25 protein-coding genes and 1 tRNA gene are annotated in these 22,381 nt (G+C 37.3%); 17 read left to right on the top strand and 9 right to left on the bottom strand.

Features of this window, described 5'->3' with window-relative positions:
- Window positions 1–70 precede the first annotated feature (70 nt).
- From ACFW35_RS09430 to ACFW35_RS09415, 4 genes are all read left to right on the top strand, one after another.
- Complete coding sequence (locus tag ACFW35_RS09430; protein ID WP_379845306.1) at window positions 71–1,759, top strand: formate--tetrahydrofolate ligase; 1,689 nt, start codon at window positions 71–73, stop codon at window positions 1,757–1,759.
- A gap of 61 nt (window positions 1,760–1,820) precedes the next feature.
- Complete coding sequence (locus ACFW35_RS09425; RefSeq protein WP_066289923.1) at window positions 1,821–1,970, top strand: YycC family protein; 150 nt, start codon at window positions 1,821–1,823, stop codon at window positions 1,968–1,970.
- A 304-nt stretch (window positions 1,971–2,274) separates the two neighbouring features.
- On the top strand, window positions 2,275–3,135 hold the full coding sequence (locus ACFW35_RS09420; RefSeq protein WP_379845304.1) for a CvfB family protein: 861 nt from the start codon (window positions 2,275–2,277) through the stop codon (window positions 3,133–3,135).
- Between the two features lie 130 nt (window positions 3,136–3,265).
- Entirely contained in the window at window positions 3,266–4,684 is a 1,419-nt protein-coding gene (locus tag ACFW35_RS09415) for an amino acid permease (protein WP_379847449.1), read from the top strand.
- Between the two features lie 15 nt (window positions 4,685–4,699).
- Here ACFW35_RS09415 and ACFW35_RS09410 read toward each other — a convergent pair whose 3' ends face one another.
- On the bottom strand, window positions 4,700–6,241 hold the full coding sequence (locus ACFW35_RS09410; protein ID WP_379845302.1) for a solute symporter family protein: 1,542 nt from the start codon (window positions 6,239–6,241) through the stop codon (window positions 4,700–4,702).
- On the bottom strand, window positions 6,238–6,573 hold the full coding sequence (locus ACFW35_RS09405) for a DUF485 domain-containing protein (RefSeq protein WP_379845301.1): 336 nt from the start codon (window positions 6,571–6,573) through the stop codon (window positions 6,238–6,240). The genes ACFW35_RS09410 and ACFW35_RS09405 overlap by 4 nt, the downstream gene beginning before the upstream one ends.
- 208 nt (window positions 6,574–6,781) lie before the next feature.
- On the opposite strand from ACFW35_RS09405, the gene ACFW35_RS09400 reads away from it, so the two are divergent.
- Both ACFW35_RS09400 and ACFW35_RS09395 read left to right on the top strand, forming a co-directional pair.
- Entirely contained in the window at window positions 6,782–7,465 is a 684-nt protein-coding gene (locus ACFW35_RS09400) for an MgtC/SapB family protein (RefSeq protein ID WP_379845299.1), read from the top strand.
- Window positions 7,466–7,474: 9 nt separating this feature from the next.
- Complete coding sequence (locus ACFW35_RS09395; RefSeq protein ID WP_379845298.1) at window positions 7,475–8,047, top strand: cysteine hydrolase family protein; 573 nt, start codon at window positions 7,475–7,477, stop codon at window positions 8,045–8,047.
- Window positions 8,048–8,405: 358 nt separating this feature from the next.
- On the opposite strand, the gene ACFW35_RS09390 is transcribed toward ACFW35_RS09395, so the two are convergent.
- The gene (locus ACFW35_RS09390) at window positions 8,406–9,470 is read right to left on the bottom strand and encodes an SDR family oxidoreductase (protein ID WP_379845296.1); all 1,065 of its coding nucleotides are present in this window, start codon (window positions 9,468–9,470) and stop codon (window positions 8,406–8,408) included.
- A 63-nt stretch (window positions 9,471–9,533) separates the two neighbouring features.
- Between ACFW35_RS09390 and ACFW35_RS09385 the strand changes: the two genes are divergently transcribed.
- Entirely contained in the window at window positions 9,534–10,196 is a 663-nt protein-coding gene (locus tag ACFW35_RS09385; protein ID WP_379845295.1) for an oxidoreductase, read from the top strand.
- A gap of 66 nt (window positions 10,197–10,262) precedes the next feature.
- Complete coding sequence (locus tag ACFW35_RS09380; RefSeq protein WP_379845293.1) at window positions 10,263–10,691, top strand: BrxA/BrxB family bacilliredoxin; 429 nt, start codon at window positions 10,263–10,265, stop codon at window positions 10,689–10,691.
- A gap of 104 nt (window positions 10,692–10,795) precedes the next feature.
- On the opposite strand, the gene ACFW35_RS09375 is transcribed toward ACFW35_RS09380, so the two are convergent.
- The 3 genes from ACFW35_RS09375 to ACFW35_RS09365 form a co-directional block, all read right to left on the bottom strand.
- The gene (locus tag ACFW35_RS09375; protein ID WP_379847448.1) at window positions 10,796–10,981 is read right to left on the bottom strand and encodes a YjcZ family sporulation protein; all 186 of its coding nucleotides are present in this window, start codon (window positions 10,979–10,981) and stop codon (window positions 10,796–10,798) included.
- Window positions 10,982–11,210: 229 nt separating this feature from the next.
- Window positions 11,211–11,795 carry a glycerol-3-phosphate 1-O-acyltransferase PlsY gene (plsY, locus tag ACFW35_RS09370; RefSeq protein WP_379845291.1) on the bottom strand — a complete coding sequence of 195 codons (585 nt, stop codon included), beginning with the start codon at window positions 11,793–11,795 and terminating at the stop codon, window positions 11,211–11,213.
- Window positions 11,796–11,885: 90 nt separating this feature from the next.
- The gene (locus tag ACFW35_RS09365; protein ID WP_379845290.1) at window positions 11,886–14,063 is read right to left on the bottom strand and encodes an MMPL family transporter; all 2,178 of its coding nucleotides are present in this window, start codon (window positions 14,061–14,063) and stop codon (window positions 11,886–11,888) included.
- A gap of 109 nt (window positions 14,064–14,172) precedes the next feature.
- On the opposite strand from ACFW35_RS09365, the gene ACFW35_RS09360 reads away from it, so the two are divergent.
- Together ACFW35_RS09360 and ltaE are read left to right on the top strand one after the other, a co-directional pair.
- Entirely contained in the window at window positions 14,173–14,946 is a 774-nt protein-coding gene (locus tag ACFW35_RS09360) for a class I SAM-dependent methyltransferase (protein WP_379845288.1), read from the top strand.
- A gap of 15 nt (window positions 14,947–14,961) precedes the next feature.
- On the top strand, window positions 14,962–15,981 hold the full coding sequence (ltaE, locus tag ACFW35_RS09355; RefSeq protein WP_379845286.1) for a low-specificity L-threonine aldolase: 1,020 nt from the start codon (window positions 14,962–14,964) through the stop codon (window positions 15,979–15,981).
- 188 nt (window positions 15,982–16,169) lie between these two features.
- On the opposite strand, the gene ACFW35_RS09350 is transcribed toward ltaE, so the two are convergent.
- From ACFW35_RS09350 to ACFW35_RS09340, 3 genes are all read right to left on the bottom strand, one after another.
- Complete coding sequence (locus tag ACFW35_RS09350; RefSeq protein WP_379845284.1) at window positions 16,170–16,442, bottom strand: hypothetical protein; 273 nt, start codon at window positions 16,440–16,442, stop codon at window positions 16,170–16,172.
- Between the two features lie 49 nt (window positions 16,443–16,491).
- Window positions 16,492–17,616 (bottom strand): amidase family protein, encoded by a 1,125-nt coding sequence (locus ACFW35_RS09345; RefSeq protein ID WP_379845283.1) that lies wholly within the window; start codon window positions 17,614–17,616, stop codon window positions 16,492–16,494.
- 140 nt (window positions 17,617–17,756) lie between these two features.
- Window positions 17,757–18,497, bottom strand: coding sequence for a DUF6081 family protein (locus tag ACFW35_RS09340; RefSeq protein ID WP_379845281.1), 741 nt, complete (start codon window positions 18,495–18,497; stop codon window positions 17,757–17,759).
- Between the two features lie 190 nt (window positions 18,498–18,687).
- Here ACFW35_RS09340 and ACFW35_RS09335 point away from each other — a divergent pair, with 190 nt between their 5' ends.
- From ACFW35_RS09335 to nadE, 7 genes are all read left to right on the top strand, one after another.
- Window positions 18,688–18,972 (top strand): hypothetical protein, encoded by a 285-nt coding sequence (locus ACFW35_RS09335; RefSeq protein WP_379845279.1) that lies wholly within the window; start codon window positions 18,688–18,690, stop codon window positions 18,970–18,972.
- A 99-nt stretch (window positions 18,973–19,071) separates the two neighbouring features.
- Window positions 19,072–19,446: a DUF2203 domain-containing protein gene (locus ACFW35_RS09330; protein WP_379845277.1), complete on the top strand. Its 375-nt coding sequence runs from the start codon at window positions 19,072–19,074 to the stop codon at window positions 19,444–19,446.
- 80 nt (window positions 19,447–19,526) lie between these two features.
- Window positions 19,527–19,601 (top strand) — tRNA-Arg (locus ACFW35_RS09325).
- 122 nt (window positions 19,602–19,723) lie between these two features.
- The gene (locus tag ACFW35_RS09320; RefSeq protein ID WP_379845276.1) at window positions 19,724–20,644 is read left to right on the top strand and encodes a rhodanese-related sulfurtransferase; all 921 of its coding nucleotides are present in this window, start codon (window positions 19,724–19,726) and stop codon (window positions 20,642–20,644) included.
- Between the two features lie 83 nt (window positions 20,645–20,727).
- A complete protein-coding gene (locus tag ACFW35_RS09315; RefSeq protein ID WP_379845274.1) occupies window positions 20,728–21,048 on the top strand; it encodes a hypothetical protein in 321 nt (106 codons plus the stop codon).
- On the top strand, window positions 21,035–21,409 hold the full coding sequence (locus ACFW35_RS09310; RefSeq protein WP_379845273.1) for a kinase-associated lipoprotein B: 375 nt from the start codon (window positions 21,035–21,037) through the stop codon (window positions 21,407–21,409). Before ACFW35_RS09315 ends, ACFW35_RS09310 begins: the two co-directional genes overlap by 14 nt.
- Window positions 21,410–21,477: 68 nt before the next feature.
- Window positions 21,478–22,293 carry an ammonia-dependent NAD(+) synthetase gene (gene nadE, locus ACFW35_RS09305; RefSeq protein ID WP_379847446.1) on the top strand — a complete coding sequence of 272 codons (816 nt, stop codon included), beginning with the start codon at window positions 21,478–21,480 and terminating at the stop codon, window positions 22,291–22,293.
- Window positions 22,294–22,381 lie beyond the last annotated feature (88 nt).

The following is a 22,381-nucleotide window of genomic DNA, read 5'->3' as shown; positions in this document are numbered from 1 at the left end:
TCGCATCACATACTGGTTTCATATACAATAGAGAGTGGAGACAATTTTACATATGGAGGGTTAATTCAACATGCTAGAAAAGGTTACGTATAAAAGTGATATCGAGATTGCCCAATCAGCTAAGATGCTGCGCATTGAAGAAATTGTAGGACAACTAGGAATTGATGAGGATGATTGGGAACCTTACGGTAGATACAAAGGAAAACTTTCACTAGATCTATTTCAAAAGCTGCAAAATGTTGAAGAAGGCAAAGTCGTTTTAGTTACTGCTATTAGTCCAACACCTACAGGTGAAGGCAAATCTACCGTAACGGTCGGACTTGGACAAGCACTTAATCGTGTTGGCAAGAAAACGATAATCGCTTTACGAGAACCTTCACTTGGCCCTAGCATGGGGATTAAAGGTGGAGCGGCAGGGGGCGGCTATTCTCAAGTAATGCCTATGGAAGATATCAACCTCCATTTCACTGGAGACATTCATGCAATTACTACTGCAAATAATGCACTAGCGGCACTTATTGATAATCATATCCATCAAGGCAACGCATTAAATATAGATCCTCGCCGTATTGTATGGAAACGAGCTTTGGATATGAATGATCGTGCTTTAAGAAAGATTGTTATCGGCTTAGGCGGACCTGTTCAAGGTGTACCGCGTGAAGACGGGTTTGACATTACAGTTGCTTCAGAAATAATGGCTATTTTTTGTTTGGCTAATAATCTTGAAGATTTAAAGCTCAGACTATCCAGAATGGTAGTAGCTTTCGATTATGATAATGAGCCTGTAACAGCTGGTGACTTGAATGCACATGGTGCACTTACGCTTCTGTTAAAAGATGCGATCCGCCCTAATATTGTTCAAACACTTGAGAATACACCTGCTCTTATTCATGGCGGTCCTTTTGCAAATATCGCGCATGGATGCAACAGTGTAATTGCAACTAAACTGGCATCAAAGCTAGGGGAAATGGTAGTAACCGAAGCAGGATTCGGCGCTGATTTAGGTGCTGAAAAGTTCTTAGATATAAAAGCAAGATATGCTGGCTTTAACCCTAGTGCGGTTGTAATCGTCGCAACGGTTAGAGCATTAAAGATGCATGGCGGACTTGCAAAGGAATATTTGAAAACTCCAGATGTTGCTGCGCTTGAAAAGGGAATGCCGAATCTTGAAAAACATCTTGAGACATTAAAACAATTTGGAGTTCCAGTTGTTGTAGCCATCAATAAGTTTGTTACAGACACAGAAGAAGAGATTGCTTTTATAAAAGATTGGTGCAGTAAAAAAGGTGTCGCTTCAGAAGAAGCTGATGTTTGGGCTAAAGGCGGAGAAGGCGGAGAAGAACTAGCAAAAAGAGTTTTAGAGACAATCGAAAATGAAAAAAATGAATACAGACCATTATATGACCTTGATTTATCTATTTCGGAAAAAATCGAAACGATATGTAAAAAAGTTTATGGCGCAGGTGAGGTTCAGTTTTCACCTAAAGCATTAAAACAAATGAAACAATATAGTGAGTTCGGCTGGGACAAACTTCCTATCTGTATGGCCAAAACACAGTATTCATTTTCAGATGACCCTAAAAAACTCGGCCGTCCCGAAAACTTTACTATAACGATCAGAGAACTAAAGCCATCAATTGGCGCTGGTTTTATTGTGGCATTAACTGGGGATGTAATGACAATGCCTGGACTCCCAAAAGTTCCTGCTGCTAATAATATGGATGTTACTGAAGACGGTAAAGCAGTAGGTCTATTCTAAAAAATATTGTGTATACAGATAATCAATCTAAACTGCTATACTTTTTGCTGGAGGGAAGCATATGAAACCATTACAATTATCTGCTGAAACTGCGGTTAAATTAGCAAAAGAGTTAAATGTACCGCTAGAGCAACTAATGCATATGCCTCAGCACATTTTAGTAAAAAAGCTAATGGAGCTTGAGGCAGCAAAAGATAATAAAGATGAATAAATAAGATCAAGAAGGCGAAAACCTACTATGTAGGTTTTTCTTTTTTTCTTTAGCGCTATTTTCTAAAAAATTGTTGTAACTGACAGATTAGAAATTCTTCATTGAATAGTTAATTGGAGCGAAAGGACGAGACTCCAGCAGGATGAGTGGGACAGGTGAGACCACTCAATGTCGCTGGGCGACGAGGGGGCTCACCGCACACCCTGCGGAAAGCGAGTCCTGCAGCGGAAATTAACCTCTTACAAAAGCAACAAAGTTTACGAAAACAGCCTTCTAAATTGATCAACAGAAAAGGAATGAAACCATGGAAACAAAAAAACCTGGATTAGTATATACACTGAAAGTACTCAGAGATTCAGATTTAGGGTATGTTTTAGATTTAGAAGACGGAAAAGAAGTGCTTTTGCATAAAGCAGAAGCAAAAGGAAAATATGAAGAAGGTGGAAGTGTAGAAGTTTTTCTCTATCAGGACCATGAAGGAAGACTAGCAGCTACCGAAACCATACCTAAAGTAAGACTCGATTCTTTGGCTTGGCTGGAAGTAGCTGGGGTAAATCATAAGCTGGGTGTATTTTTGCATATTGGCATCAAAAAAGATCTTCTCCTGTCAAAAGATGATCTGCCAGAATCATGGGATGAGTGGCCGCATATTGGAGATAAAGTGTATTCCGGTATGAAGCTTGATAAAAAGGGACGTTTATTTGCTGACTTAGCTACTGAAGAAGAGATGGTTGAACAAGCAGAAGCAGCAACTGAAGAAGCTTTTAATCAGCAAACATCAGGATATGTTTATAAAATCAATGAATCTGGTGTATTGTTGTTTACTGAAGAACAGTATATTGGATTTATTCATAATGATGAATTAAAGGTAAAGCCGCGTCTGGGGCAAAAGTTGGGTGCAAGGGTTGCATTTGTCCGAGAAGATGGAAGAATCAATTTGTCCATGAAAGCTAGAAAAGAAGTAGCTTACAGTGAAGATGCAGAGCGGATTTATCAATACCTTCGCGAACATAAAGGACAAATGCCTCTAACTGATAAATCATCTCCTGATGAAATAAAAGAAACGTTCCAAATGAGCAAAGCTGCTTTCAAACGTGCACTTGGCAAACTCATGAAGGAAGAGAAAATCATTCAGGAAAACGGTAAAACTTATCTTCAAATCTAATTCTAAAGGAGCCAGCACACAGGCTCTTTTTTTATGTTTGCCACTGAATTATCATCTAAAAACCCCTTCTTAATGGTGAGGATTTGAAAATCAGCCAATAGGGTAAAATAAATGATGATTGAAAGGTGGTATTTCAATGAAAAGAAATCTAGGTTTTTGGGTATTAACAGCCCTGGTAGTAGGAAATATGGTAGGGTCAGGAATCTTCATGCTGCCAAGATCTTTAGCAGAAGTCGCTAGTCCTGCAGGAGTAATCTCAGCATGGGTAATAACAGGTTTTGGTGTTTTAATGACGGCTCTGGTTTTTGGGAATTTATCTCTTAGAAAACCAGAATTAAATGGCGGTCCGCAAAATTATGCAAAGGCATTATTTGAGGAAAACAAAAAATCGTCTTTATTGAGCGGATACCTTGTCAGCTGGGGTTACTGGGTTGCTAACTGGTCAGGAAACGTTGCTATCATAACAACTTTTGCTAGTTATTTATCTACATTCTTTCCTGTAATGACCAGTTCAAATCCCTTATTTAAGGTTATGGGAACAACTATAACCACTGGGGGAGTCATAACATTTATCGTATGTACGATTCTTCTATGGGGCGTACACTTCTTAATTTTAAATGGGATAGAAGGCGCTGGGAAAGTTAACTTTATAGCTACTGCTGCAAAAGTATTAGGATTCTTATTATTCATTTTTGCTTGTATGTATGCGTTTCAGAGCAGTAACATTGTTCCTTTCTACGAGCCAGTTGAAGGAGAAGGCGGAGTAGCTAACGGATTTCTAAGCCAGATTAATAATGCAGCGATCGCAACTCTATGGGCGTTTGTTGGTGTAGAATCAGCAGTTGTATTCTCGACACGAGCCAAGAAAAAGAGCGATGTTAAAAAAGCAACTATTTTGGGGCTTTTAATAGCTCTGGCACTTTATTTAAGCATCACTCTGTTAGTTATGGGGACTCTACCTCAAAATGAATTGGTATCTTCCCAAAAGCCGCTGGTCGATGCGCTAATGGCTGCAATTGGTCCATCAGGAAGCATGGTTATGGCACTGCTCGGAGTTATTTCATTATTAGGAGCAACGATTGGCTGGGTACTTCTTTCAGCCGAAGTACCTTTTCAGGCAGCACAGCAAAGGATGTTTATACCTGCGTTTCTAAAGGAAAATAAAAAAGGCGCTCCCGTTTTTTCTTTGTGGGTCACTAACTTATGTACACAGCTCTTTTTATTTTCAGTCGTTTCACAATCCATGGCGCAGGCATTTGACTTTATGATATTTATAGCTACTCTTGCGTTTTTAGTTCCTTATATTGTCGCATCCCTTTATCAATTAAAACTCGTAATAAAAGGGGAGACATATGAAGATACCGGCAATAAACGAATCACAGATGGTATTATAGCATCATTAGCAGCTATCTATTCGATTTGGGTTATATACGCAGGAACAGCTGATATTAAAACATTCCTCTTTGGAATTGCTCTGCTTGCATCTGGAATATTATTTTATCCGTTCGTTCCAAAAAATGCAGATACAAGTGAAAAACCGGCTGATTGACAGCCGGTTTTTCCTTTATGCACCTTTACGCAGACCTGAACCTGTGTTAGCTTTTACAAGAATTTCATTAAACTTGTCAGCATCAGACGGCTTAGAAAGCATTGTTCCTATAAATGCACCTAAGAAGCCAAGAGGGATAGAAACAATACCAGGGTTAGCAAGAGGGAAAATAGCTTCTCCCGTTAGAATCGCTGCTCCCTCTACTGGAGACCAGACACTTGGAGACAGGGCTACAAGGATAAGAGAACTTAATAATCCCACAATCATACCAGTAACGGCACCAGCAGTATTAAAGCGTTTCCAAAAAATCGTTAATAAGATAATTGGAAGGTTTGCACTAGCTGCAACTGCAAATGCAAGTGATACTAAAAAAGCTACATTCAATTTTTGTGCGAATAAAGCCAAAATAATGGATAAAATCGCAACACCGACAGATGCCCATTTTGCTGCTTTCATCTGTTCCTTTTCAGTAGCTTTACCTTTTCGAACAATGTGTGTATAAAAATCATGAGCAAATGCTGAAGCTGCTGATAAAACTAGACCGGCAACTACAGCTAAAATTGTCGCGAATGCAACAGCAGAAACGAATGCGAATAAGAATTCTCCGCCTAATACTTGTGCTAAAAGGGGAGCAGCCATGTTTCCTGCCGCATTTGCTGCTACGATGTCATCTTGACCAACAAATGCTGCAGCACCGAATCCTAAGAAGATCGTCATGATATAAAAGGCACCTATAAGCCATGTTGCATAAACTACAGACTTTCTCGCGGTTGGTGCATCTTTAACAGTAAAAAACCTAATTAATATGTGAGGAAGTCCAGCTGTTCCTAACACAAGAGCTAAATTTAATGAAATCGTATCAAGCGGATCCTTAAACTTATTGCCCGGATTCAAGAAAGATTCTCCTAATGGAGTAGCTTCCTTAACTTGTGCAAACATTTCTGTAAAACTGAATCCAAACTTTGCAAAAACCATAACTGAAATAATAAATGTTCCAATCATTAAAAGAACTGCTTTTACAATCTGTACCCAGGACGTAGCTGTCATTCCGCCAAATACAACATAGACAGTCATCAAGACGCCTACGATCAGTACAGAATATACATAATCGATTCCAAGGAGAAGTTTTATAAGGGCGCCTGCGCCAACAAGCTGAGCGACCATGTAGAACGTTGAGATTGCCATAGTATTCAATGCTGCGACACCGCGCACTTTTTTATCATTAAACCGTGCAGCAATCATATCTGCCATCGTATATTTCCCTAAATTTCGAAGAGGTTCGGCGACTAGATATAAAACAACAAGATAAGCAACTAAAAACCCGATGCTATAGAAGAAACCATCAAATCCAGCTAGAGCGATTGAACCTGCTATTCCTAAAAACGACGCAGCCGACATATAATCCCCTGCAATGGCAAGTCCATTCTGCATTCCAGTTAGACCGCCGTCAGCTGTATAGAAATCACTCGTTGTTTTCGTCCTTTTGGAAGCAAAATATGTAATGACTAAAGTAAGGGCTACGATTGCTAAGAATAAAGTGAATGCTGTACCATTCATGAAGAGACCTCCTTGTCCATTTCAGAAACAACTTTTTCTGCAAGTTCATCAAATCGTTTTGCTTTTTTTGTATAGATCATGCAAAGTGCCCATGTCATAATAAATTGTGCAAAAGCAAATATCCATGCCCAAGAAATATCGCCGATTGCCTTGTTATTTAAGACATCGGAATAAGCTGTCAGGACGGGAAGACTGAAATAAAAAAGTAAAAAAAATAAAGTCATCGGTAAAATAAAACGCTTTTTTTCTTCCATCAGCTGCTTAAAGTAATTGGAACGAACAATTTCGCTATACCTTGGTTCTTCATAGTTTTTCTGTTTTTTAGGTAACATTGAACTTCCTCCTTTAATTGTGTTGAAGAATACTTTAGCTAAACCTCCTTTACAGAATTATTTTTATTTTCAGATAATATAGCTTTTCTTATTATAAACGGAAAACCTTTACCAATTCAAATTAATCAGCTTAATGTTTAGAAGGAATATATGCGGTAGTTTGCGTATTATTAAGTAAGGGCAAAAACAGAGAAGAGGTGCAAACATCATGAGTGTTGTCTTAGTTAAACTAGGAATATCCGCTTTTTTTGGATTAATGATTGGTATCGAACGCGAATTAAAAAACAAACCAGTAGGGCTTAAAACAAGCCTTGTCATCTCGATCAGCAGTTGTTTGCTCACCATTGTAAGCATTGAATCAGCTGAACAATTTTCTACCGTATCAGGACAAACCGTTATGGATCCCATGCGTCTTGCAGCTCAAATAGTGAGCGGGATAGGTTTTCTTGGAGCAGGAGTAATATTGAGAAGAAGCAATGATGTTATTTCAGGGCTTACAACAGCTGCAATGATTTGGGGAGCTTCTGGTTTAGGAATTGCTGCTGGGGCAGGTTTTTATAAAGAAGCTGCAGCTGGAGCTTTGTTAATTTTAATCAGCGTAGAATTGATACCTTTGATTATGAAGTGGATAGGACCAAAAGCATTAAGGCAGATTGATGTAAAGTTAAAATTAATCGTAGACCCCGAAACAAACATGAGTGATGTAATGAAACAAATTAACGAGCTTAACGTCCGTATTGTAAACGTAAGAATTAAAGATCTCGAGAATGATAATCGGAAAATGGAGATGGCTGCTTCCATTTATGAAAAAAGGTACACCACTGATCTGTATGATGATGTAAAAAAAATTCAAGGAATACGAAGTGTTGAAATTGAGACACTTGATAAATAGGAGGAAAAGATGAAAGCTTTGGTAGTTATTGATTACACAAATGATTTTGTCGCTGATGAAGGGAAGCTGACTTGCGGAAAACCAGGTCAGGCAATAGAAGAGAGAATTGCAGCTATTACTGACGAATTTATTAAAAATGATGATTATGTTGTTTTTGCTGTGGATGTTCATGACGAAAATGATCCCTATCATCCAGAGAACAAACTGTTTCCTCCACACAATATAAGGAATACAGAAGGCAGGGAACTGTTCGGGAAACTTAAAGAAGTATACGTTAGGAACATGGCTCGACCAGAAAAGAATATTTTATGGCTCGATAAAACACGCTATAGTGCTTTTGCGGGTACAGACCTGGAGATTAAATTAAGAGAGAGAAATATTCAAGAAGTACATCTGACAGGAGTATGTACTGACATTTGTGTATTACATACTGCTGTAGATGCATACAATAAAGGGTTTTCAATTGTGATACACGAGGATGCTGTGCAAAGTTTTAGCCAGCCAGGGCACGAATGGGCGCTTTCCCATTTTAAAAATACACTTGGAGCAGAAGTTGTCAGCAAGAACAGCAGTCTCGTTTAAAAATAGGGAGGATGACTCAAAAACTTTTGAGGTCATGCCTCTTTTTATTAGGCTCTTCTCTAAAAGTTTGTTGCTTTTGGCTCATTTTTTCATTCTCTTCATTGACAAGTTGGTTGGAGTGCAAGGTGCGAGACTCCTGCGGGAGCAGCGGGACAGGTGAGACTTCTAATGGCGCAAAGCGCCGAGAAGGCTCACCGTACGCCCCGCGGAAAGCGAGCATCCTGGAACGGAAATCAACTACTTCCAAGAGCAACAATGATTGCGAAAGAGGATTTTATTTTTTTTTTATTTTATAAAAAAAATTGGGGCTGCCAAAAGTAAATTTATCTCACTTTTTAAACAGCCCTCATATTTTTTATTAATAACGCTTTAATGAAGCATCAGCAGCATTTTCTTTATAGTACCGTACAAGTACTGGCACATATTCTTCAAAAGGCGGGCATGTTATACCAGTACCTTCTAGATCTTCGACTAGTTGAGAAGTATCATACTCTGCTTCATGTGAGAAGTAAGAAATAGTTTCACGGGGTACACCAAGCCATTTTGAAATAAAAGAAATGGATAACATTCGATCCGCAATTGATCGAGGCAAATGCCAGCTAGGTTTCTTATCATTAAGCTCTTTGCATATTAAAGTATAAGCATCATGGATCTTGGGCGATGATGGACTTAATAAATGATAAGTTTTTGATTCTCCCCGTTTATCGTGAATCAAAAATATAGAAGCATTAATAATAAAGTCCACCGGAACAAGGTGAATATTAGAAGCAGTACGACCGATATAAGGGATTGGCAGAGCAGATAGTCTTCTTAAAAATTGCATCATAAAATAAGGACCATCAAATTTTATTGTTTCGCCAGTTCTTGAATCTCCTACTATGATTCCAGGTCTTATTATAGTGATTGGCAGTTCATTCAAATACATCCTTACCAATCGTTCTGCCTCATACTTGGTTTGTTCATAATAGTTCCGGAAGCCAGCAGGTTCTGACAAGCTGGATTCTACTATTTTTCCTTTTTCATTTCCTGATACATATGCAGTGCTGAAATAACAAAAACGTTTAATATTCTTACAGCCTTGTACAAATTTTATTACATTTTCAGTACCAAGGACATTACAAGAATAAGAAGGAGAATAAGCTGCTGTTAAATCGTAAAGTGCGGCAAGATGTATACAATGTGTTATTTTTTCAGCTATTTCTCTCCTCAAATAATATGGCAGACCAAGCCCTTCTTTTGTTATATCACCCTCTAAAAGCATGGTGTTTTTATCGGCGTCTTTAAGTTTTTGTTCAGCAATTTTTCTTTCTTGTTTTAACGTAAGTAAATAAAATTGTGACGAAGGATATTTATGACGAAGTGCATCTAATAGTTTTGTAGCTATAAAACCTGGAAATCCAGTGATAAAATAAGAATGTTCCAAAATTAGCACCAGCCTGTATTAATATTTTTCAAACGTTTTTAAAAAGCAGAAGGGACTATAAGTATGATGAAAAAAACAGTAATTGTAGCAGGAGCAAGCGGTCTTGTTGGTAAAGAAGTTGTAAAACATCTAATCTCTGATCCGACTTGCAGTGAAATTATCCTACTCGTTAGAAAAAACTCAGAAATTAAGCATCCAAAAATTAAAGAGGTGTTATTTGACTTTACAAGTTCAGAATATAAGATTGAAAACATAAAAGCAGATAGTATGCTTATTTGTATTGGTACCACCATGAAAAAAGCACAAACAAAAGAAAGATTTGAAGAGGTTGACCTTCACATTCCTGTCAAACTGGCAAAGTTAGCGATTAAGTTAAATGTTCAAAATGTCGCAATCATTTCTGCAATGGGAGCAGATTCCAAATCTTTGTTCTTTTACAATCGAGTAAAAGGGGAGATGGAAACAAAATTGATCTCCATAAATTTAAAAAACCTTACTATAGTACGACCATCCTTATTAATTGGTGATCGTAACGAATTCCGTTTCGGAGAAAGATTTGCCGAAAAGATTTATACAGCACTTCCTTTTATTTTTCCGAAAAAATATAAACCAATTGATGCGAGCAGTGTTGCCAGAGCAATGATTAAAGCTAGCTTTTCTTTTTCAGATAAGGAAGTGAATATAATAGAAAACTCGGCCATTCATGAGTTAAGTCGAAACAGTTAAAAAAAAAGCTTATTTACGCTATAATAACATTGTATGTAAATGATTCGTTTTCAGGAGGAATACTTTATGAATGCCTATGAAGAATATATGAAACAAATGGCTCAGCCCATGAGAGATGAATTGACTCGTGCTGGTTTTGAAGAATTAAAGACACCAGAAGAAGTAAATTATTTTATGCAAGAAACTGAAGGAACTGCACTTGTAGTAATAAACTCCGTATGTGGATGCGCAGCAGGTCTTGCTCGTCCAGTAGCAGTAGCATCATTAAACCACGAAGTAAAACCTGACCAGATTGTTACGGTATTTGCCGGCCAGGATAAAGAAGCAACTGCACAGATCAGAGAATTCTTTGGTGATATCCCGCCTTCTTCTCCTTCTATGGCTCTTTTAAAAGATGGAAAAGTCGTACATTTTATCCACAGACATAACATTGAAAATCATTCACCAGAGGAAATCTTGGAGAACCTGTTAGGAGCTTATGACCAACACTGTTAATCTTATGGTTAATTTTGGTAATCGTATGTAATCTAATTCTAACACAGGACATTAAAAGAGAGAAGCGGATCCGCTTCTCTCTTTTTTTTCATAAAATAATTACATTAATGAGATGATGATGATGACTCATCTTTGTCGCAGTCGTCTTTACAATGGAAAGCTGTAGCACCAATAATGATCAATAGAATGAATAGAACAACAATAATTAAGAATCCACATCCATAACCATAACCATGACCATAGCCACCGCCGTATCCACCGTGAAGAGGCATGTTAGCTACTGGCTTCATACCAATATTCATATTGTCACCATAAGGCATATTCATTTTCTTATTTTCCATTTCAGTCCCTCCAAATATTTAAGTATAGGTCAACGTCACATTACACCATATGACCGAAACACCTAAACGGACACGGACAAATGCGGAGTTTTTAGTGAAATCGCCTGTACTTTTTTAGGAGAAGAGCCTATTTTTAATAAATATAAGAAAAAACCGTTCTTATTTTTAAGAACGGTCATTAAATCCACTTTACTTTTGGTTCAGTTTTCTTGGCGATCCGAACAATGTTCTGTCTATGTCTGTACAATAAAAAGAGGGTAAACCCAATGAGGATATAAGTAGTAATGTCATCAGCAAGGAAAAAACTTAAAATTACTGAACCCACACCCGCCATGATCGATGAAAGAGATACATATTTACTTATGTATAAAGATAAAAAGAAAGTAAGCAAGACTAATAAAAATAATAATGGCTCTGCAAACAATAGAACTCCGCCAGATGTTGCTACAGCTTTTCCACCCTTGAATTTTGCGAATACTGGATAACAATGTCCAATAACGGCGGGAATTCCTGCAATCAATGGATGAAGGTCTGCTTCTAGTATTACGGGCAAGCTGGCTGCGAGTGTTCCTTTTAATACATCTGCAGCAGAAACGATAAATCCTGCTTTTTTGCCTAAAATGCGAAATGTATTAGTACCGCCTAAATTACCGCTCCCATGCTGCCGAATATCAATTCCATAACCAACTTTTCCTACTAAAAGCGCAAAGGGGATAGAGCCTAGCAAATAAGAAAGAAGTATAATAATAACTGTGTCGATCATATAAACACCCCTAATATAGAACTAGCTAATTCTTATTATAGGACATAATGTTTTAATTTCCCACTATTGTTTAATGAAAAAGCACCCTTATTAAAGAGTGCTTCGCTGTTTATTTCGTTTTGAAAAAGGCATCCACCAGTTCCAATGTCCAAGAAGCTTCATAAGGGAAGGAACAAAAATCATCCTTACAATGGTTGCATCGATAAAGATAGCTAATGCAATGGCAATTCCTATCTGTTTAACTGGCATTACATCTGTAAATGCGAAGGATCCAGTAATAACGATCATTATCGCTGCTGCAGATGTAATGATCTTTGAAGTTGAAGTTAGACCAAGCAGCGTTGCTTTATCATTGTCACCCGTTTCTTCATACTTCTCTTGAATTCTAGAGATCAAGAACACTTCGTAGTCCATACTTAATCCAAACACAATACCAAAAGTAAAGACCGGAATCATCAAACCAATTTCCACCGGCTCCATAATTGTTCCGCTTTGAAAGATCCAAACGAGAATACCAAAAGTAGCAGCTAAACTCAGCATGTTCATGAGGATTGCTTTAAGCGGAATAAAGATTGACCTAAAGGCAACCATCAGTATAAACAGAGTTGCTGCAAGTACAACAGCGAGTCCATATGGTGCTTTTTCAATAATCTCGTCGAAGATTTCTTGATTAAACTTAGTTGCCCCGCCAATCGTTAAAGAAAGACCTTCATGTTTCTTTTCCCATTCTTTCACAAAATGTTTAGCATCGCTTCCTGTAACATCTACAGATAGATATGCGCGAATAACCGCTGTTCGGTCATTTACGAAAGGTTCCAGAGCAGGGGATAGCTGTTGTTTACCTTGTTCTGTCTGAAGTAATTGGAATAGTTCAGTGCTGCTTAATTGATTTGTATAATCGAAAATTGATTCTGTGTTTGCGATTACATTTTCTTCTTGCAGGTCTTTTACTAACCGTTCTAAAGACTGCAATGTATTTTCATCCTGTAAATATGATTCCTCTGACTCTGCAACAATGAGAACAGGGTACAGCTCGTCTTCGCCAAAAGTCTTTTCAAACTTTTCAAATGCGATTCTTGATTCATAATCAGGAGGTAAAGCCTCTGCTTCTGGGATTGAAAGTTTCATATCCTTAACAGGTGATACTGAGAAGATGAGCAATATAGCTGCAAATAATGCCATTATTACTGGCCGTTTCATCACAAACGATGCAAATGAATGCCAGATAGATCGTTCTTTTTCTTTTGTTTTGAGTATTTTCAGAGCGTTAACTCGTTTACCAAGAACCGCAAGCATCGCTGGCAGGAATGTTATTGCATTCAAGACAGATAACACAACAACAACCATTCCGCCAATAGCTACTGTTTTAAAAATATCGATATCAATAAGGAGCATTCCTGATAGTCCTAAAAAGACACATAAACCAGAAAATGCAATTGCTCTCCCCGCAGTTTGGACAGATATGATTGTAGCTTGTTCAATACCTTGATGAAGTTCTTCTCTAAACCGGTTAACGAGAAGAAGCGCAAAATCGATTCCTAATGCCAGTCCGATCATCGGAACAACATTTAATAGAAATATACTTACGTTCGCTTCTAGTCCGTAAAAGTATAATAATCCAAGGGAACTTGCTACACTTATTAAACCAACAATTATAGGCAGCCCTGCTGCTACAAGACCTCCAAACGCAAGCAATAGAATAATAAGAGCTGCGGGAATACCAATAGCTTCTGCTCTCGCTAAATCCTGCTGGCTGGCTGTATTCATATCCTCAGCAATAACAGGACCGCCAGTTAAAGAAACAGAAATATCACCATCTTTCGGTAACCTGTCTCTAATTTGATCAATGGATTTCTTTAAATCATTAAAACTTTTATCAAATCGGATTGAGGCAAAAGAAACATTTTCTTTTATCATTTTGTCAGGAGCATCATATGGGCTTTGAACACCTACTGCATCTTCAACATCCTTCACTGATGCAAGCGCCTTATTTACAAATTGTTTATAAGCATCATCCTGTGTTTCGTATTTTTTCGAATCAAAGACTAACATTACAGAAGACTTTGGCTGGTTAAACTTATCTTGGAGAATATTTTCAACCCTAGAAAATGATCCATCCATCTCAAAACCGCTGCCGCTCAATATGGAAGGCAATTTTATCGCAAAGAAGCCTAATAGAATGGTAGTCAAGATCCAAAATGCTATAATAGCAATACGGAAACGATATGTAATTCTTCCTAATCTCAGGAAGGGGGAGCTTTTTTTCATTATGGTGCCTCCTTGTATATATCTTCCCATATTTTAGGTTTGTTCCAAGAGATATGCAAATAATACCTAATATGTTAAAGCAATTATTTTTTTAGACTGGATGATCTTTATGATAGTGACAACTGCAGGGAAAAATGCAGAAAGAATTTATGAAAAAGCTAAAGAAACCGCACATTTATTAAATAGCTCTTTTGTAGATAGAGGCAGCAATTCTATTTCTTCAATTATTGAAAAATATAACGATAATGTTCTAATGATCGGAGTAGATAAAATTTCTTATCATCCAAAAGACGGAAGCTCTCCTTTCTTCTTTCATCCTAACTCCTCTATGTTTAGAGTAAAGCAATTACTTAGAGGCGATAATGACTCTTTTATCGAAGCAGCAAAATTAAAAGCTGATATGTCATTACTGGACTGTACCCTTGGACTCGGTTCTGATTCTATTGTTGCAAGTTTAGTAGCCGGTGAAAATGGAAAAGTGACTGGGATTGAGAGCAGCAAGGCTATTTCATTTGTTGTACAGAGCGGCTTGAAAGTATGGGATAGCAGTATAAAAGATATGAATGATGCCATGCGCCGCATTGAAGTCATTCATAGTGATCATTATGAATATTTAAAAAAAGCAGCAGATAACCGTTTTGATGTAGTATATTTTGATCCGATGTTTGAATCGAGTGTTCAATCGCCAGGAATTCAAGGTTTAAAAGGAAGTGCTGATTATCGAGTGATAACACCTGACGTTATAGAAGAAGCATTACGAGTGGCGTCACAGCGAGTAGTGATGAAAGACAGCAGAAACAGCAGTAAATTTGAAGAGCTTGGATTCAAAGTAATTCAGCGAAACGCCAGCTTTTTATATGGAATAATTGAGAAGAATAAATAAATCAGAGGTGATAGAATGATTGATTTAAGAAGCGATACACTGACACAGCCGACTAAAAGAATGAGACAAGCAATTTTTGAAGCAACGGTAGGGGATGATGTTTACGGTGAGGACCCAACAATAAATAGGTTAGAAGAACTGGCAGCAGAAATGCTTGGTAAGGAAGACTCACTATTTGTTACAAGCGGAACACAGGGTAATCAATTAGCTGTTCTTGGCTTTTGTTCACCAGGCGATGAAATTATCGTAGAATCGGAGTCTCACATCTTCTTTTATGAAGGAGGGGCTATTTCAGCTTTAGCTGGAGTACAACCGCGTGTAATAAGGGGGACAAAAGGGGCAATGGATCCAAAAGACGTTAAGAGCGCTATCCGGTCAGAAGATATTCATTTTCCTGATACATCATTAATTTGCCTTGAAAATACACATAACCGGTCAGGAGGCTCAATTGTTTCTACAGGGAATATGAAAGACATCTTTGAGGTAGCCAAACAGGCATCTATACCTGTACATATAGATGGTGCAAGATTATTTAATGCTGCAGTTGCATCTAATAAAAAGGTGACCGACTATACACAATATTGTGATTCAGTTCAGATTTGTTTATCAAAAGGATTAGGTTCTCCGGTTGGATCCCTCTTGGCAGGAAAAAAAGAGATGATACAAAAAGCCAGAAAATGGAGAAAACGATTAGGCGGCGGTTTAAGACAGGCAGGTTTTTTAGCAGCAAGTGGTATAATCTCATTAACTGAAATGGTAGACCGATTAGCTGAAGATCATGAAAAAGCAATGAGACTAGCTGATGCTATTGAAGATATTAGCGGACTTTTCTTAAAAAATAGACCAGACACAAACATCGTGATAATAAATATTGAAAAAACTCATAAATCTAATGAAGAATTTTTAGATGCTCTAAAAAGAGAAGGAGTTCTTGCTGTATCTTTTGGAGAAGGTCAAATACGATTAACAACTCATTATGATGTGAGTTTAGAAGATATTGATCAAGCAATATCTGCATTGAAGAAAATCGTATAAACATAAAGTTCTTTTCTAAAGGCTCTTCTCTAAAAGATTGTTGCTTTTAGGTCATTTTTTCATTCTCTGCACGCCCCGCGGAAAGCGAGCATCCTGGAGCGGAAATCAACCTCTTTCAAGCGCAACAAAGGTTTGCGAAAACAAATAAGAGCAGCCAAAATAAAAACCAGGGAAATTCCCCGGTTTTTTTATTTGAATTCAATTGGTTTACGCTTTTGGGTTGCTTGTTCATATACATATGCAATCTCTATCAATTTTTTCTCTGAGAATGCTTCTGCAGTCAAAATGATGCTTAGCGGCAATCCATCTTCATCAAATCCTGAAGGTACTGAGATCGAAGGGTAGCCAGCTTTTGCAGGAATTCCATACCAAACATCATTAGGACTGATAAGTGCATCAAGCTGATTATCATGCATGACTAAATCAATTCCGTTATTTTGTGTATTCTCTAAATCATTCAATCTAGACTCTAAGTAAGAAGGGCTTGTTAATGTTCCTTCCGTCTGGTCACTATTCTTGATTATGTTTTAGACAATCTTCTTTATGTTTTTCGTTATAGGCAATGATATCTGATAACGTCTGTAAACCTAGTGCTGGGGATACTGTCTTCAGATAATTATTGATGCCTGATTTAAATTCGTACAATAAAACGTTATAATCAAACCTGCCGTTTTCTAATGGAGAAATTTGATCCAAATAAACAATCTCTGCTCCTTCTTTTTTAAGGTCAAAAAGAGCTTGGTCAAACACCGATTTTTGATTTTCATTTAAGTTTCTTAAGCAAAAATCATACGTTACTCCTAATCGTTTTCCCTTTAGTGATGCATTTGCAAGTCCTTCCGTATAGGAGTTGGAAGAGGGTGCACAATGTGTGGCAGAATCTTCAGAGTCACAGCCTGATAATATTTCGAGCAAAACAGCCGCATCTTTAACATTTCTCGCCATCGGCCCAGCTGTATCCTGACTAATAGAAATAGGAATGATTCCTGTTCTTGAAACCAGACCTACTGTAGGTTTTATCCCAACAATATTGTTATTTCCTGCAGGGCAGAGTATGGAGCCTGAAGTTTCAGTTCCAACTGCAAGCATTGTAAAATTGCAAGCTACTGCTGCTCCTGATCCAGAACTCGAACCACTTACATCAAGGACACCGGGACCATAAGGGTTTAACACTTGTCCACCCCTAGAACTGAAGCCATTCGGCATATTATAAGCCATGAAGTTTGCCCATTCTGTCATATTTGCTTTACCAAGAATAACTGCACCAGCATCTCTAAGTTTTTGTACAATAAACGCATCCTTCTTTGCGTAGTGATTCTGAAGGGCTAATGACCCGGCGCTTGTATGCATTTGATCGGAAGTATCGATATTATCTTTAACAATCACAGGGACACCATGTAAAGGACTGCGAACTTTACCGTTTTTTCGTTCTGCATCCATATTTCGGGCAATGAAAAGAGCCTCTGGATTTACCTCAAGAACAGAATTAATAGAAGGACCAGCTTTGTCGTACATGGCTATTCGTTTCAAATAGTGTTTAACCAGTTCGTATGACGTCAATTCCTCATTTTCATAATAAGTATGTAACTGGTCCAGCGTCATTTCTTCAATTTGCAACAGGTTTATTTGGGACATTTTGCCGCTTCCTCTCTTATTTACTCATTACTTATTATATAAAACTGTCGCAAAAAAAGGAATTTTCATATTATTGCTAGAATACATAAAAAAAGGCCCGCTTCATGCAGACCTTTAAGAGAATTAGCCGAATTGCTGTATCAGTCTTCTATCGAGATTTTTATTGGTGTCCATTCACCAATGATACCTTGTCCATGAAGGGAAATACTTCCTTCCGGAGATAAGTCTTTTTCCGTCATTAAACCAAGTGCCACTGTAAATTCATTAAACTTAATCGGAACATTTTTCTCTATTCGAACAGCATCACCATTTACCGAAAAAATAACTTCATCGGCTGCACGGTTATAAGAGATCTCATATTCATTCCATTCTCTTTGCTTGAACGTTGATTCTTCTTTAAAAATACAAAAATATCTTGTTTTATTCGTTTCAGGAACTTGTACACCCGGAAAAGGGAGGACAGCATAAACACTGGCATACTGGTCATTTCCGGCAAAGAAATCAAGCGCTGCACCCGTTGTAAAATCTAATAAGTTTACAGAAACAAATCCATCATATAAATCACCAGGATTCGTACCAATAGGCCGGGAGCGCATATTCCACTTAAAAGTGATGCTGCCTTCTTCAGGGACCTTCACTGGTTCTTTAGAGTAATACATGTGCTTTGCATTATCTAAAAATTGGACAGAAGGGTGGGTTTTAGTAAATGGATTAACTCTGACATATAGTTCATCATTTCTTACGATTACAACTGCTTCCGGCTCTCTAAACTCATGGAAAGATCCATCTGGAAGAGGGAAACCTCCCATTTTCCATGTGTCAGATTCCGATAATATGGAATGAAAATTACCCAGTACAATTTCACTTTGAAGTTTTTTCACTAAACACAGCTCCTAGTTATTTGCTTTATAAAGTTATTTAATCAAATAAAAAGTTTTGAGGCAAATGTTGGCTGTTCTATTAATACCCGTCCATAAAAAAGCTAGATTTATTACATGGACAAGTATATTTCAGAAAAAACTGAATAATAATGGTATTAAGAGCTCGCAAATTAAAGGAGGGTGTTTCTCTATGAAAACTGTATCTCATATTAATTTACGAAAAGAAAAGGAAAAAACGTTCACTTGTGATGATAGAATCATGTTGTTTATTACGAAATTTCATTTAAAAGCCAAAAGGGACAAATGGTTAACATTGAGGCTGCTTCTTAGAAAAGGTTCAGCAGATCTCGTAGAACAAATTTTAATCAGTTCAGAATACAGAAGAGATTTCCCTGAACTGCTTGAAGATGATACTGTCAGAGATTTTTACTTGGACTTAAAGAATCCAAAAAAAGAAATGTGCCTTACCATTTAGCCTTTTGGGAAACCAAAAGGTTTTCTTCTTGCCATTTTTAGTGTGCATGAATACCTTCATTTGTTATAATACTGACAAGAATATGAAGGAGCATGATTTATGAAACGTTATACATTAGAAGAAGCGAACCAGCTGCTGCCAATACTCTCAAAGGAATTTGATTCTCTGCATAACCTGCAAAGAGAATTCGACCTTTGGTACGAATCGTTTCAGCAGGTGGAGCCGCATTTAAATGCTGATGAAAAAGCAGAATGGGAAAAAAGAATTCAATATATGGAATTGGAAGCTGAAATTTTCATCTCAAATATTCTTTCTCATGGTGTATGGTTTGAAGATGCATTTTCATCTACACTTCATTTTCCCGCAATCTTAAATGGAGAAAAAGGTATTTTCAAATGGCAACCAGAGGAACCGTTAATAACTGTATATCAAAGTGCTGAAGAAAAAATTACTCCATTGAACTTAGTAAATTAAGGTAACCCTATTTAATTGTTGTAAAAAAAGCTTGTTTTATTTCTGTTTATTGTTTATGATATTAATCGTGACGGTAATTAGCGCCTATAGTGAAATGGATATCACACGAGATTTCGGCTCTCGTATTCTGGGTTCGAATCCTGGTGGGCGCGCCACTTTCCAATTGAATATCTGAATATCGGTAAATCCGGTACTCACCACGGGGAATGGTAATTGGGACCGGTGGTTTTTTATTTGGCGTCATAAATAAACTAACGTTGCAGGTTGGTGATTATTAATGTCAGAAAAAATGAGAGTACTTTTGTATTATAAGTATGTACCGATTGATGATCCGGAAAGCTTTAAAGACGAACATTTAAAGTTTTGCAAGGATTTAGGACTTCTAGGACGTATTATTGTTGCGCCAGAAGGGATCAACGGAACAGTTTCAGGTACATTTGAACAAACACAAATCTATATGGATCATCTAAAAGCAGATTCTCGCTTTGAAGATATGGTCTTTAAGATAGATGAAGTTGAAGAGCATACATTTAAAAAAATGTTTGTGCGTCATAAAAAGGAACTTGTAACTTGGCGTTTTGAAGAAGATGTGAATCCGAATGAGCTTTCGGGTAAACGATTGTCGCCAAAAGAGTTTTATGAAGCTCTTCAAGATGAAGATGTTATCGTAATTGATGGTCGTAATGACTATGAATATGAAATCGGCCATTTCAAAGGTGCGATTAAACCTGATGTAAAAGCTTCACGCGATTTCCCAAAATGGGTCCGTGAAAACTTAAGTGAATTTAAAGATAAGAAAGTATTAACATATTGCACAGGAGGAATCCGGTGCGAAAAGTTCTCAGGATTCTTATTGCAAGAAGGCTTTAAGGATGTTTCACAGCTTGAAGGCGGTATCGTAACTTATGGAAAAGATCCTGAAGTACAAGGACGATACTGGAACGGTAAATGTTATGTTTTTGACGAGCGGATCTCAGTGCCAATTAATCGTACTGAAGAAGATGTAGTTATCTCTAAATGTTATTATTGCGGCAAAACAGAAGATCGATACGTAAACTGCGCAAATCCAGAGTGCAATAAACAGCATGTGTGCTGTACGGATTGTGAAGTTAAACATAAACGTTCATGTACAAAGGAATGTTTGGAGCATCCTCGAAACCGATACGAAACTGAAAGTAAAGAACAACAAAGCGTTTAAACAAGAGCCAGTAAATATACTGGCTTTTTCTTTTTGCCTGTTTTAAAGTTAACTTTAACAACTAGTACTAGGGGGGAACAAATGTGAACCGTGCAAATGAAATTTCTGAAAAAGTAATAAGTAATTATCAAAAAGATGAAGGAATGATGATCATTATTTATGCCCAGTGGTGCGTAAATAACGGACTTGATCCAAAAGCTTTGTATTTAAAAGCCTATCCTGACCAGGGAAATAATGAATATGTAATGCATATGCTTGAGCAGACTGTGACTAAAGAAGAGGCAGAGGATATTGCTAATGAAACGCTTATGCAGGTTTTATCTTTATTTGGGAACGAGGATCTAGCTTTCACTGTATCAAATGAAATAGATGCATTGGAGGCGAAAAAGAATGACAGGACATAAAAAGCTAGTGCTTGCCAGTTATAAAACAGGGCAATATATAGGTGAGGCAGAAGATGAAAGAAATGAGATGGTACTCTTAAAGGTTCTGGCAGTTATATCTCATCCTTGGCAAGGCGACCTTCATAATCCAAAGAAAGCTGACGTTCCATTTTTTCAGGAAAGAAGAGCTTTAAGCAATGGGGAAAGAACATGGGTGCCAATTCATACTATTAAAGAATATGATGGGAATCCTCCTGAATACAAAGAATCGTTACGAACAGCTTTAAGCAATTACATAAATAAACTTAAAGAAGATAATAGTGACTGGGCAAAACGTTCACTGGAATGTCTTTATCAATTAGAAAAAGATTATAAAATTTGATTAAGAAACTTTAAATTGTGGAAATGAAATGATAATACACACATAATAAGGTGGCGATATAATTGGATTTGCAGCAGAAAATAATCGAAGAATTACTAGTAAAACCTGAAATAGATATTGCAGATGAAATAAATCAAAGAATACAGTTTTTGAAGGATTATGTAAAAAGAACAGGTGCAAAGGGTTATGTCCTGGGAATTAGCGGAGGACAGGATTCGACATTAGCAGGTAAACTAGCTCAGATCGCAATGGAACAACTGAGAGAGGAAACAGGTGAAGAATATTCATTTATTGCTGTAAGACTTCCATATGGTGTACAAAAAGATGAAGATGATGCACAATTGGCTTTAAAATTTATTAATCCTGATATTTCTCTTACGGTCAATATTAAATCAGCAGTAGATGCCTCGGTGAAAAATTTCAAAGATGCAACTGATAAAGAATTGAATAACTTTCTTAAAGGAAATACGAAAGCCCGAGAAAGAATGAAAGTGCAATACGATATAGCTGGTGCCTATCAATGTCTTGTGATTGGAACAGACCACGCAGCAGAAGCGATTACTGGTTTTTTCACAAAACACGGTGACGGTGCATGTGACCTCGTTCCTTTATTTGGACTTAACAAGAGACAAGGTAGAGCTTTGCTGAAACAATTAGGAGCTGACGAACGCCTTTATTTAAAAGTGCCGACAGCTGATTTAGAAGATGACAAACCGCTTATTCCAGATGAAACAGCATTAGGGGTAACATATGAAGAGATCGATAATTATTTAGAAGGAAAAGAAATCTCAGCATCTTCAAAACAAAAAATTGAAAAACGATTTGTACAAACCATGCATAAACGTAATCCTCCTGCCTCAGTTCATGATACATGGTGGAAATAACATTTGACACCTGGTCTTATACCAGGTGTTTTTGTTTTAAGGATTTTAGGTTATACTTGTTTTTGGAGAAAAGGGGAAGGGGATTCAA

The organism is Fictibacillus sp. NPDC058756 (genome assembly GCF_042746035.1).
Classification (GTDB): domain Bacteria; phylum Bacillota; class Bacilli; order Bacillales; family Fictibacillaceae; genus Fictibacillus.
The sequence above is the reverse complement of the archived record's forward strand: the minus strand, read 5'-3'. Positions and strand labels throughout refer to the sequence as shown.